5 protein-coding genes, 3 rRNA genes and 2 pseudogenes are annotated in these 13737 nt (G+C 43.2%); 4 read left to right on the forward strand and 6 right to left on the reverse strand.

The window, feature by feature from the left end:
• The first annotated feature begins 19 nt into the window (after nt 1-19).
• The 4 genes and pseudogenes from P4S71_RS08965 (at nt 20) to rrf (ending at nt 7428) form a co-directional block, all read left to right on the forward strand.
• Nucleotides 20-1812, forward strand: a pseudogene (locus tag P4S71_RS08965) (choice-of-anchor I family protein).
• Nucleotides 1813-2436: 624 nt separating this feature from the next.
• A 16S ribosomal RNA gene (locus P4S71_RS08970) occupies nt 2437-3972 on the forward strand.
• 298 nt (nt 3973-4270) lie between these two features.
• Nucleotides 4271-7163, forward strand: a 23S ribosomal RNA gene (locus tag P4S71_RS08975).
• A 150-nt stretch (nt 7164-7313) separates the two neighbouring features.
• Nucleotides 7314-7428 (forward strand): 5S ribosomal RNA (gene rrf, locus P4S71_RS08980).
• The 16S, 23S and 5S rRNA genes sit together here, the layout of an rRNA operon.
• Before the next feature lie 330 nt (nt 7429-7758).
• On the opposite strand, the pseudogene P4S71_RS08985 reads toward rrf, so the two are convergent.
• The 6 genes and pseudogenes from P4S71_RS08985 to P4S71_RS09010 all read right to left on the reverse strand — a co-directional run bounded on the left by P4S71_RS08985 (nt 7759) and on the right by P4S71_RS09010 (nt 13735).
• A pseudogene (locus P4S71_RS08985) lies at nt 7759-9140 on the reverse strand (host specificity factor TipJ family phage tail protein).
• Complete coding sequence (locus P4S71_RS08990) at nt 9116-9346, reverse strand: hypothetical protein (protein WP_337150507.1); 231 nt, start codon at nt 9344-9346, stop codon at nt 9116-9118. Before P4S71_RS08990 ends, P4S71_RS08985 begins: the two are co-directional and overlap by 25 nt.
• Before the next feature lie 44 nt (nt 9347-9390).
• Entirely contained in the window at nt 9391-10242 is an 852-nt protein-coding gene (locus P4S71_RS08995) for a hypothetical protein (RefSeq protein WP_337150508.1), read from the reverse strand.
• Nucleotides 10226-10621 carry a hypothetical protein gene (locus P4S71_RS09000; protein ID WP_337150509.1) on the reverse strand — a complete coding sequence of 132 codons (396 nt, stop codon included), beginning with the start codon at nt 10619-10621 and terminating at the stop codon, nt 10226-10228. Before P4S71_RS09000 ends, P4S71_RS08995 begins: the two co-directional genes overlap by 17 nt.
• 4 nt (nt 10622-10625) lie before the next feature.
• Nucleotides 10626-11117: a DUF1833 family protein gene (locus P4S71_RS09005; RefSeq protein WP_337150510.1), complete on the reverse strand. Its 492-nt coding sequence runs from the start codon at nt 11115-11117 to the stop codon at nt 10626-10628.
• On the reverse strand, nt 11117-13735 hold the full coding sequence (locus tag P4S71_RS09010) for an SGNH/GDSL hydrolase family protein (RefSeq protein WP_337150511.1): 2619 nt from the start codon (nt 13733-13735) through the stop codon (nt 11117-11119). Before P4S71_RS09010 ends, P4S71_RS09005 begins: the two co-directional genes overlap by 1 nt.
• Between the last annotated feature and the right edge of the window lie 2 nt (nt 13736-13737).

Genomic DNA, 13737 nt, shown 5'->3' on the forward strand with positions numbered 1-13737 from the left:
CAATACTAAGGAAAATCATATGTTTAAAAAATCAATTATTGCGCTGTCACTTATATCTATTCTTACTGGTTGCGCACTTGATGGTGACGATGGTCAAAACGGCTCTCAAGGATTACAGGGAGAACAAGGCGCAAATGGCATTAATGGGATAAATGGTGTAAATGCTAATTCAGCATTAAATATTAACCTTGTGGGTAGAGGTGTACTAAATGCACAAAGCCCAGAAGGTGCGGCTGAAATAGTTGCATACCAAGCATCTAAAAAATGGATTTACGCTATTAACAGTTCAGGCGATGACGCTGTTGTTGATATTTTACCCGCCGACACCTTTGATACTGCCGCACTCGTTAAAGATAACGAAGGGGTTATCAGCGCCACAAATTTAACGTCCGTTATTATGTTGTCTTTAAACGAGCATACCCAAGGCGATGCAAACAGCATTGCTATTGATGAAAATAATAATTTACTAGCGGTCGCAATGGCTGCTAAAAGCACGGGTGATGCAGGTCAAATTGCTTTTTACGATATAAGCGGCGACTCACCTGTATTTATTAAAAATGTTACAGTCGGATTTTTACCAGACATGGTGACGTTCACCCATGATGGCGCAAAGGCAGTGGTTGCTAACGAAGGTGAACCAAGTGGCGACTACAGCGTAGATCCTGAAGGTTCTATTAGTATTATCGATATAACAAATAATGTAATAGCCGATACAGCAATAAATATTGATTTTAAAGCCTATAACAACAAACAAACCGAACTAGAAGCGCAAGGGGAGTTTTTGCAAACCCAAATGGTCGTACTATTAACGGTAATCTAATAAATACTACAGTAGCTATGGATTTAGAGCCCGAGTACGTTAGCATTTCTAAAGATAACAAATATGCTTATGTATCTATTCAAGAAAACAATGCACTTGCAATAGTTAACCTACAAGACAACAGTCTTAAGCTAAAGGGCTTAGGCTTTAAAGATTGGTCAAGCTTACAACTTGATGCCTCAGATAAAGACGGCGGCGTTAATTTTAAATCATACCCAGGGCTCTATGGTATGTACCAGCCCGATACTATCTCAAGCTTTAGTTGGAAAGGCGCTAACTTTATAGTTACTGCCAACGAAGGTGACGCAAGAGAATACTTTTTTGATACAACGGATGAAGCAGACTGTATAGCAAAGGGCGGACTTGATTACGATAAAGACGATGGCTGCTTAGCTTATATAGATGAAAGCCGCGTTGAAGACTTAACGCTTGCTGCTAATTTTGATTACTTAAATAATGACGATGATGATATTGGTCGCTTAAAAGTAACAACAATAAAAGGCGATACCAATAACGACGGACAATACGAATCGCTTTACGGCTATGGCGCACGTTCTTTTACTATTTGGGATAGCAATGGGCTGGTGGTTTTTGATTCAGGCGACGATATAGCACGTATAACAGCATCTGTGCATGGTGAATCATTTAACAATAATGAAGATGAAAACAAAGGTGACTCACGTTCAGATGATAAAGGCGCAGAGCCTGAAGCGCTGACTATTGGTAAAATTGACGATCGTACATTTGCTTTTATAGGGCTTGAGCGTATGGGCGGCATTATGGTGTACGACATTACTAATCCATACAATGTGCAGTTTGAAGACTACTTCTATAATAGAGGCTTAATTAAAGACGCTAATATTACAGGCGATTTAGCGCCTGAAGGAATGGAATTCGTTCCAGCAGAGCAGAGTGCTACAGGAAACCCACTCTTAATCGTTGGAAATGAAATATCAGGCTCCATTGCCGTATGGGAAATAGCATCTAAATAAACCTTTAATTTAAAATAAAGCTGTGTGTTGTTTGTTTAACATACAGCTTAGTTTAAACCTTACTAATACCTCATCAATAGATACATATGTTGTGCGTGTTTTTTAAACTAAAAGTATCCTGTAGCCCTTTATTTGTATAGCTTTCATACTAAATTCATTTAATTGTCAAAAAGCTGAAATAAAACATTGACCCCCGCTCGAATCTCCCTATAATGCGACCCCACTGAGACGGGAAAGGCCAACGCATAGCGAGGCACGAATTACTCAGAGAGTTAAATAAAACTTCGGTTTTGAATCTTCTAAAAAGAAAGTTTAAAACTAAGTATTGACTCGAAAAATAAAGGGTGTATTATTCGCATCCCTTGAGACGCTAAAGCGACTCAAAACGTTCTTTAACAATATAAAGCAATCATCTGTGTGGGCACTCGTACAGATTGAGTTCTAACAGCCAAGCTACTTCGTTCTTTATTGAGCAAGTAACGAGGCAAAAAAATTAGAGTCTCAATTGAAAACTGAGTGACCAACAGGATAGTTATTTAGGTAATTATTCGGCACAGTCAATTCAATATCGAAAGATATTAAAAATTCAGAATTCATTGAGCTGTCGAAAGACATAAAACTTTTTAATTGAAGAGTTTGATCATGGCTCAGATTGAACGCTGGCGGCAGGCCTAACACATGCAAGTCGAGCGGTAACAGAAAGTAGCTTGCTACTTTGCTGACGAGCGGCGGACGGGTGAGTAATGCTTGGGAACATGCCTTGAGGTGGGGGACAACAGTTGGAAACGACTGCTAATACCGCATAACGTCTACGGACCAAAGGGGGCTTCGGCTCTCGCCTTTAGATTGGCCCAAGTGGGATTAGCTAGTTGGTGAGGTAATGGCTCACCAAGGCGACGATCCCTAGCTGGTTTGAGAGGATGATCAGCCACACTGGGACTGAGACACGGCCCAGACTCCTACGGGAGGCAGCAGTGGGGAATATTGCACAATGGGCGCAAGCCTGATGCAGCCATGCCGCGTGTGTGAAGAAGGCCTTCGGGTTGTAAAGCACTTTCAGTCAGGAGGAAAGGTTAGTAGTTAATACCTGCTAGCTGTGACGTTACTGACAGAAGAAGCACCGGCTAACTCCGTGCCAGCAGCCGCGGTAATACGGAGGGTGCGAGCGTTAATCGGAATTACTGGGCGTAAAGCGTACGCAGGCGGTTTGTTAAGCGAGATGTGAAAGCCCCGGGCTCAACCTGGGAACTGCATTTCGAACTGGCAAACTAGAGTGTGATAGAGGGTGGTAGAATTTCAGGTGTAGCGGTGAAATGCGTAGAGATCTGAAGGAATACCGATGGCGAAGGCAGCCACCTGGGTCAACACTGACGCTCATGTACGAAAGCGTGGGGAGCAAACGGGATTAGATACCCCGGTAGTCCACGCCGTAAACGATGTCTACTAGAAGCTCGGAGCCTCGGTTCTGTTTTTCAAAGCTAACGCATTAAGTAGACCGCCTGGGGAGTACGGCCGCAAGGTTAAAACTCAAATGAATTGACGGGGGCCCGCACAAGCGGTGGAGCATGTGGTTTAATTCGATGCAACGCGAAGAACCTTACCTACACTTGACATACAGAGAACTTACCAGAGATGGTTTGGTGCCTTCGGGAACTCTGATACAGGTGCTGCATGGCTGTCGTCAGCTCGTGTTGTGAGATGTTGGGTTAAGTCCCGCAACGAGCGCAACCCCTATCCTTAGTTGCTAGCAGGTAATGCTGAGAACTCTAAGGAGACTGCCGGTGATAAACCGGAGGAAGGTGGGGACGACGTCAAGTCATCATGGCCCTTACGTGTAGGGCTACACACGTGCTACAATGGCGCATACAGAGTGCTGCGAACCTGCGAAGGTAAGCGAATCACTTAAAGTGCGTCGTAGTCCGGATTGGAGTCTGCAACTCGACTCCATGAAGTCGGAATCGCTAGTAATCGCGTATCAGAATGACGCGGTGAATACGTTCCCGGGCCTTGTACACACCGCCCGTCACACCATGGGAGTGGGTTGCTCCAGAAGTAGATAGTCTAACCCTCGGGAGGACGTTTACCACGGAGTGATTCATGACTGGGGTGAAGTCGTAACAAGGTAGCCCTAGGGGAACCTGGGGCTGGATCACCTCCTTATACGATTTAGAACTTATTTGTTCGTAGTGTCCACACAGATGATTGTTAATTAGTGCTTGTCCTTCGGGATAACTAATTAATATGCTCTTTAAAAATTTGGAAAAGCTGATAATAAAATTCTGATGAATACATTGTATTTATCAAGAGTTTTCAAAAGTAAAAAAACAATGGTAGCAGTACCATTGAGTGCCATTTAGTTAACTCTTATGAGTTGATTGATTGGTATCTACTTTAGTATTCAATATTGACTTCTGGCGAAGTTAAACTGTCACAAAACAAAGACCCGTTTGGGTTGTATGGTTAAGTGACTAAGCGTACACGGTGGATGCCTTGGCAGTTGGAGGCGATGAAGGACGTATTAACTTGCGATAAGCCTAGTCAAGCTAGTAAAAAGCGCTTGAGACTAGGATTTCCGAATGGGGAAACCCACCTGCTTGCAGGTATCGTTAACTGAATACATAGGTTAACGAGGCGAACGCGGAGAACTGAAACATCTAAGTACCCGTAGGAAAAGAAATCAACCGAGATTCCGAAAGTAGCGGCGAGCGAAATCGGAACAGCCCTTAAGCTTATTATGTGTTAATGGAAGGCTGCTGGAAAGCGCCACGATACAGGGTGATAGTCCCGTACATGAAAAGACATTTTAAGTGAAATCGAGTAGGTCGGAGCACGTGAAACTTTGACTGAATATAGGTGGACCATCATCTAAGGCTAAATACTCCCAACTGACCGATAGTGAACCAGTACCGTGAGGGAAAGGCGAAAAGAACCCCTGTGAGGGGAGTGAAATAGAACCTGAAACCGTGTACGTACAAGCAGTAGGAGCCCACTTGTTGGGTGACTGCGTACCTTTTGTATAATGGGTCAGCGACTTATATTTTGTAGCGAGGTTAACCGAATAGGGTAGCCGTAGGGAAACCGAGTCTTAACTGGGCGAATAGTTGCAAGGTATAGACCCGAAACCCGGTGATCTAGCCATGGGCAGGTTGAAGGTTGAGTAACATCAACTGGAGGACCGAACCCACTAACGTTGAAAAGTTAGGGGATGACCTGTGGCTAGGAGTGAAAGGCTAATCAAACCGGGAGATAGCTGGTTCTCCCCGAAATCTATTTAGGTAGAGCCTCGGACGAATACTTACGGGGGTAGAGCACTGTTAAGGCTAGGGGGTCATCCCGACTTACCAACCCTTTGCAAACTCCGAATACCGTAAAGTAATATCCGGGAGACACACGGCGGGTGCTAACGTCCGTCGTGAAGAGGGAAACAACCCAGACCGCCAGCTAAGGTCCCAAAGTCATAGTTAAGTGGGAAACGATGTGGAAAGGCCCAGACAGCCAGGAGGTTGGCTTAGAAGCAGCCATCCTTTAAAGAAAGCGTAATAGCTCACTGGTCGAGTCGGTCTGCGCGGAAGATGTAACGGGGCTAAACTATGCACCGAAGCTGCGGATTCAGAATTTATTCTGAGTGGTAGGGGAGCGTTCTGTAAGCGGTTGAAGGTGTACCGGGAGGTATGCTGGACGTATCAGAAGTGCGAATGCTGACATGAGTAACGATAATGGGAGTGAAAAACTCCCACGCCGGAAGACCAAGGGTTCCTATCCCATGTTAATCAGGGTAGGGTAAGTCGACCCCTAAGGCGAGGCCGAAAGGCGTAGTCGATGGGAAACAGATTAATATTTCTGTACTCGATATAATTGCGATGGGGGGACGGAGCAGGCTAAGCAAGCATAGCGTTGGTAGTCTATGTGAAAGTGAGTAGGGCGTTTGTTTAGGTAAATCCGGACGAACACTAAACCTGAGACACGAGACGAGTCACTACGGTGATGAAGTTGCTGATGCCATACTTCCAGGAAAAGCCTCTAAGCTTCAGATTATATGGAATCGTACCCCAAACCGACACAGGTGGTCAGGTAGAGAATACTAAGGCGCTTGAGAGAACTCGGGTGAAGGAACTAGGCAAAATCGTACCGTAACTTCGGGAGAAGGTACGCTCCTATCTGTGATGAGACTTGCTCTCTAAGCGGACGGGAGCCGCAGTGACCAGGTGGCTGGGACTGTTTATTAAAAACACAGCACTGTGCAAAATCGCAAGATGACGTATACGGTGTGACACCTGCCCGGTGCCGGAAGGTTAATTGATGGGGTTATCCTTAGGGAGAAGCTCTTGATCGAAGCCCCGGTAAACGGCGGCCGTAACTATAACGGTCCTAAGGTAGCGAAATTCCTTGTCGGGTAAGTTCCGACCTGCACGAATGGTGTAACCATGGCCACGCTGTCTCCACCCGAGACTCAGTGAAATTGAAATCGCAGTGAAGATGCTGTGTACCCGCGGCTAGACGGAAAGACCCCGTGAACCTTTACTACAGCTTGGCACTGAACATTGAACCTACATGTGTAGGATAGGTGGGAGACTTTGAAGCATGAGACGCTAGTTGTTGTTGGAGTCAACCTTGAAATACCACCCTTGTAGTTTTGATGTTCTAACGTTGGCCCCTGAATCGGGGTTACGGACAGTGCCTGGTGGGTAGTTTGACTGGGGCGGTCTCCTCCTAAAGAGTAACGGAGGAGCACGAAGGTTGGCTAAGTACGGTCGGACATCGTACGGTTAGTGTAATGGTAGAAGCCAGCTTAACTGCGAGACAGACACGTCGAGCAGGTACGAAAGTAGGTCATAGTGATCCGGTGGTTCTGAATGGAAGGGCCATCGCTCAACGGATAAAAGGTACTCCGGGGATAACAGGCTGATACCGCCCAAGAGTTCATATCGACGGCGGTGTTTGGCACCTCGATGTCGGCTCATCACATCCTGGGGCTGAAGTCGGTCCCAAGGGTATGGCTGTTCGCCATTTAAAGTGGTACGCGAGCTGGGTTTAGAACGTCGTGAGACAGTTCGGTCCCTATCTGCCGTGGGCGTTTGAGAATTGAGAGGGGTTGCTCCTAGTACGAGAGGACCGGAGTGAACGAACCGCTGGTGTTCGGGTTGTCATGCCAATGGCATTGCCCGGTAGCTACGTTCGGAACTGATAAGCGCTGAAAGCATCTAAGCGCGAAGCAGGCCTCGAGATGAGTTCTCACTAGACTTTTAAAGTCTCTGAAGGGCCGTTGAAGACTACAACGTTGATAGGCAAGATGTGGAAGTGGTGTGAGCCATTAAGCTAACTTGTACTAATTACCCGTGAGGCTTAACCATACAACGCCAAACGCGTTTTATGTGATAGTGAAACACGCGAAGAAGTTAATATGACTAAAGTAGATATTACTTAGAAAGACTTAAAAAATATTATCAGATATTTTCCAAATTCAGTTAGTGCGCAGAAATACGTATTAACGCCCAAATTTGCTTGGTGACAATAGCGTTTTGGACCCACCTGACTCCATGCCGAACTCAGTAGTGAAACGAAACAGCGCCGATGATAGTGTAGCATTTGCTATGTGAAAGTAGGACATTACCAGGCTTCAAATTGTAGAGAGCCCGACTAGAAATAGTCGGGCTTTTTTACGTCTGCAGAAAAGTAAAATATGCGCAATTAATACACACTCACAGCAACACCCATCACGTAGGTCGGGCGAGCGTAGCGACTCCCTACGTTAAAATCACAACAAAACTTCTCAGTATTTCAGTCGGCCAATAATGATGCAAGCCGCGAAAATTCGCTATAGAAAATCGCGAAAACTGCGAAAACTAAACCTTGCAGTATTTTAAAGGATATTTGAGTATATGAAAGTAAAAAGCAGCCTTTAAGCTGCTTTAATTTTGTCTGCTGATTGGCTGAACATTTATTATGTTAAGTAGGCGCTAAACTATTATCGTCAAGATAAACTCTATCGTCGTACAGTTCTGCAGTAACATTAACTTTATCAACCGACGATGGTTTGATATCCCTTATCAGCACAGCATTACACCACTTGTTTGTAATCCCGAACATATATAAAGGTAGTTCCATTGAACCATCAAACACTGGTGCAAAGTCTATGTCACTATCAATTATAACTTCATTGCTTGATGAGCCGATAGTCGCAGTGTAAGGGCCAGATAAAGTACCGTCAGGCTTTCTTAGCGCTAAGATGTGTGATTGTCCGCTTTGCCACTTTAATACAGCATCAACATAAACCGAACGCCCAACTATATATTCAACCCGTCCCGTTTGTTCGTATCCTGGAATATCATCTGCTAATGCGCAGTAATCTAAGTAACGCGAGTTTAATGCGTCCATCTCTGTTTTAAAACCAAAGCTTGTACGGCGATAACGACGCGCACGGCGCTTACGCATGCCAAATTGATATGCTTTATCCCTGCTAGTAATACCAAACGCTCTTACCTTCTCAGGGTTAACACCTAAGTCACCAGGAGTAAACACAAGATTGTTTCTGACTTCCATGTAATTGGTGAGAAGTACTCAACTTCAACACCGTCATGTTCATCGTCATCTATCAGCGTAATTGTGCGCTCTAAAAATCCGATATAGTTATCTGGCTGGTACATATGCTGGAATATAGTGCGCTGTTGATCACGCACCGGAATAATTCGGCCATAGTCGATTGTTGGCTCTGCAAAACCAACCGCCAGTACACGCTTTAATACTTCAAACATAGTGCTACCACTATCAAATACAGCGTTAAATTCATCACCGCGATTATGCCAAACAGGGTGTAATGTATTGATTTCATCTAAACCAATTTTGCTATCACTGTGGCCTGAGCTTTTAATAACGTGAGTAAAGAATGGAGCAATGTCGGTAGTAGGCCGTGGTGCGCTCCAAGCCCCATTTTCATAGACTGGTAAAATTCGGGTAGCGATGACATTAAACTTGTTCTCAGCGGAGCCAGCCAATGCATTGGTACCACGAATTTTAACTGCAATTGTTGTCATACCTTCATAGTTTGTCGCACTATCAAGTTCAGCCTTTAACGATGTCCAATAAATTTCATCTTTAATACGAGTATCGTCATTTGCAGCAGTCATACGTTTAATACGCACTTCAGGCCTGATTTTAGTCGGTAGATCAATAGGCAATGTCCTGCCTAGTTGATCGTTAGTTGAATTACTATATGTTTCCTCAACAAAAGACCACTCTTGAGCGCCTTCGTCACGATATTCGATTCTTACAGTTACTGAACGACTTAGAAAATCCCCATCATCATCTAGCTCCCCCAACCCCTGAGGCAATGTAAAATCAACCCATATTTTCTGAGTTTTCTCACCCGCTGGGCACGCAAAAAAGGGCCGTTAAATTGGCCATCCCCGCCACCACCTTCAACTAGTACATTCGCGTTTGAATTAAGCTCAGTGACAAACGAAATCCACGTAGGATCATCTTGATTTTGACCATCGACTTTATTAACTTCACTGCCTGATGTACTAGCATTAAGCAATTCAAAATACCCATCATTTTGACCACTTAAGGATCCTTCTATTTTTAGGGTTTCACCAACTGCAAAGGGGGTGTTGTTTTATATCTTATAGTGCCGACTTCTGGCTCAAAATCTTCTCGGTGAACCACTAATTTATCACCTTCAAATGACCATATATATCGACCATTCAAACCACCAGTATTTGTTACACGGCCTTTTAATTCTATCCCCGTGCTTCCTGACGTGGAGCCAACTTCGCTAGACGTATAAACATTGCGATGAGCCTCATGCACAGTAACATCTTCACCTGGGCCAAAAATTTGGTATTCAACATCACTGGGTTTACTGGCAACAGGAGTATTAGCAATTAACACCTCATCATCTAAAATTTCATACTCACCTTTACCAACGCACAACATAAGGTAGAGCCATTGCTCATTATTGATGTACTCACGCCGTGGCATCGTCAGGTAGTCAGGAAAGATTAAGTGACGGCCAGCACTCTCAGGAATAATGCCCATCAGTCTAGGCTTATTACCTTGAGTATTAACATCATAAATACTGCTGCCGTCAGGCACAGTAGGATTATAATTATCAGGTATTTGGTTAGTCGCATAGATAGCGACACCAATCGCAATAACTGCAATGATCGCATACGCGATTGCTTCAGCACCTTTCGCTTCAACTATTAATTTAACGTCATCATGTTGCTTTAAAACACAGCTAGGCCATAAGTTTGGCTGAATATAATTATCATTGATAATGGCACTAAATGGTGGCTGGTCAGATTCATAATAAGCAGGCACTGCTTTAACTAGCCAATCGTGCAAAGTAATACCTGGTTCTGCAAAACACGTTTCAAACAACTCAGCGTCTAATTTATTAGGGTAAACCTTTATTTCAACCTGCGTATTCATAGAATTTGACCTCAAAAAATAATCGATTAAATGCTGCAAGCCTTACAAACGACCCACCATGCTTTCTACACGTGTGGAATATCATTAACTGACCATCTAATTCTATACACACACCCATATGCACCATGTTGCCTGCAGTGAATCCGCAAGCTACTGCACCATCTTTTGGACTGCACTCATTAAACTGCTCAGCAAGTACCGAGTAAGCACCATTAAATTCAGATTTATATTTAGAACGAATATGACCAAATGAAGTAAATAAAGGAAGGTTAAATATGTGGTGGAGTACAAACCGTGTTGCGCCCCAGCAGTCAAGGCCATTCATGTCTCTACCGCCTTCAACGTAAGGGACATTTAAGTAGTCATTAATATGTATCATAGGATTAACTAAAGTACTTTAAACCAGGAGCAATATCTGGCGTATAGCGGTCTCTTGGCCATGCTCTATTCACCAAGTCATTAAATGATGCAACTACATTCACCCGCATTGCTGTAGCTTGCACACTAACAGCTGTCATTTCTACGGGTGGCTCGGCAGGTTCAGTTAAGTCACTCGCCGTATAAACGCGATAAATCACTTTAATCTTATCACCAGCATCTTTAGCAACATCGACTTTTTCCAGTGCTTCACCCGATACATTATCAAGCTGAAACTGTAAATCTTGGCGACCTTTTACAGCGCGAGATGGGAGTGAAACCCCCATCCCGCTCGCCTCAAAAAGTACAGTTTCGCCACTTTCAATATCAGCAGTTACATTATCAAACCCATTACAGAGCCTAATAACCCCAAATGAATCGGCTTGCAGTTCCAATGTATGGATCGGCAAGTCGTTCGTCGGGGCGCTGGCGTAGATGCGTTGGAGTACTTGACTCATTACTGACAATACCTATAAACGATATTATAAAATAGTGCATCGGCTAACTGGGCATAGCCTTGCTCGTTAGGGTGCACATGATCGGTTACTGCTGAAGCAACTTCATCAGTTCTAAGCCCAAGAGACACATTTGAGCGGTTATAAGCAAATTCAGGATTAAATACAGCAGACAGCTGTAAAAATTCACAATTAGTAAGCTCTTCGCAGCCAGCTTTGTAAGCTTTCCCAAACTCGTAAACTGCACTCTCAAAAACGTCTAATTCCGATACCCATCGTTCTCCAGAAAAAGACTTGTGATTTAATTTTGGTGCGGGATTCAAGCCAACAATTATAAACCGAGTTTGAGGCTTTTTCTCTTTAACTTTGTTTATGAGTTGTTGAGTATTCACCCATGAAGACTCTGCTGTCGCTTTATATACATCATTCCAACCTAACAAAATGATCATAGTCAGATTTGAACCATCACTAATTACGCCATCATCAACTGAAGGCCAATCGAAATTGTTACTTTGCAAATAATAGTCAATATCGAACTCAGATGTTGATGGATTCCAAAAGGCGTTTGTAACTCCGCCTACACTTGCATTATTCAAATAATTAGAAGGTCTCCAGCCTCCTCGGCCCTCATGCTTAACCGCCTGATCACCTCTGGTCCCTCTAAAATAAATATTGCTTAAAGCCAATGGAGCTGGTGATTGTGCGCCAGAAAGTAGCTCTGTACCTATACCTGTTAGTCTTCGAGAAAGTTCATTTGAATAAGCTCCTTGAATACCAGAGTTAGAGACTCCCTCTGTTAAACTATCACCTAAACAAATAAAATTTTCAGGGTTACTAGGCGAAACAGGAACATCCGAAACTTTAACAGTGATATCAGCAACAAACGCTTGATTGCCATTATGATTTCTTGCTTTTAACTTAACGTTGATATCATCCGTTGTAGCTGGGCTTATTTTTGCTACTTCTTCGCTTGATTGTGAAAAATTCCATGCAAGTGGTACCGTTCTATCAGCCAGAATACCACGGGCATTTAAATAAATAGGCTCACCTTTTAGTGCAAACACTTCACTAGGAGCTATGTATTTTAAAGTAAGCTTGCCTTCGGGTTCCCCTTGCTCCCTTGTATACACTTTTGTGCCAAGAAAAGCTTTTGCTGTAGTCTCAGGCTCTTTGAATGACGCACGAATATAGGCCGCAGTGGTTTCATCAACGATAACTGTTAGGTTTTCATAATTGCTTGGTGCAATTGGCATTCCTTTAATGAACACTTTATTTTCATCATACAAAGCCATGTTCAAGGTAATTGATGAACTACCACCGGTGTAAGTGAATATGTCACCATTTGAACAAGGTATAAAATCTGTCGCCCCCCAGTTTTCTGCAACTTCAACAAATTCACCATTTATTGCAATATAGCCAGTTAATAACTCACCTGAAAAATCATGATTAGGTTTGCTCAACAAGTATTTGTTTATTTTTTCAAACTCATTTGATATCCCAAAAACTTGGGTTTTATCTACAAACGTAGTGACTCGCTTAAATGAATGTGGCTGTATAAATGATGCGCTTGCTCTAACAAACTTTATTGCCGGATTCGTGATTGTTAAGCTGTATTCTTGACCAGCCGTTGTGTTTGCTCGTAATACTTCAACAAAATTTAAAGCATCATCAAAGCCTGCAACTGATGCAACAGTTGATGAAGACTGACCAGAGTATGTAAAAGCATCATCGACTTTAACAGCGATAAAATCAGACACAATCCAGTTTTGCGCTGTTACTAACTCACCTTCAAGGTTTAGATACTTTCTTTGGTTGTTAATGTCATCAAATGCTTCAGCTTCATTTTTAGATATTGTTCTGCTCACAGTATCTAATAAATCGTCCAAACCTTTCACATTTTTTGACTCAATATCTTGCTCTACAGTCACGGAAAAATCATTGCCAATTACGTTACAAGCACGAATATATGCTGCACTTGGGAAATGCTCTGATACCAAAACAACTTCACTCTTAGTTTGGTTGTTGTAATAACCCAAATAATTATAACTAGCATCATAAAATGCAATGCTAGCTACTGAGGTATTTTGACCTATCAGGATTAATGCATCACGAACGATGTAACTGCTATTGCTTACAGGAATGTAGTCTGTACACTCCCAGCCTGATGCACTAAATTGAGTACCATCAGCATATTTAACAGCTTGGCCTTGTATTGCGTTTTCTGCTTTATTTCGAGTCAAACCAAAAATATGATCCAATGCTGAGCTAGACTGTGTCAGCTCTTTACTTACATTGGTCAAGCGGTCATAAGGACTTTTAACCCATGCACCGCCTTTATAACCGTACAAGCCATTATTAAGCTCTAAACTGTCGTCCCAAACTTCAGCTAACTCAGCATTTGCTGGAGCACCAAATGCATCAAGCGCGGCTTTATTTTCAAAAGACAACCGTCCCTGAACCATCGACTGTAAAGATGCAAAGTTATCTTTAACGGCTTTTGAAATACTATCTTTAGTTAAACCATTAACTTCTACAGTCTCATCATCAGCACCCGCTAAAATTGTATTCAACTGCTCTAACAGCGTTTCAAGCTCGGTTACTAAACTAAAAAAGGATGCCATGT

Source organism: Pseudoalteromonas sp. B62, assembly GCF_037162565.1.
GTDB lineage: Bacteria > Pseudomonadota > Gammaproteobacteria > Enterobacterales > Alteromonadaceae > Pseudoalteromonas > Pseudoalteromonas fuliginea.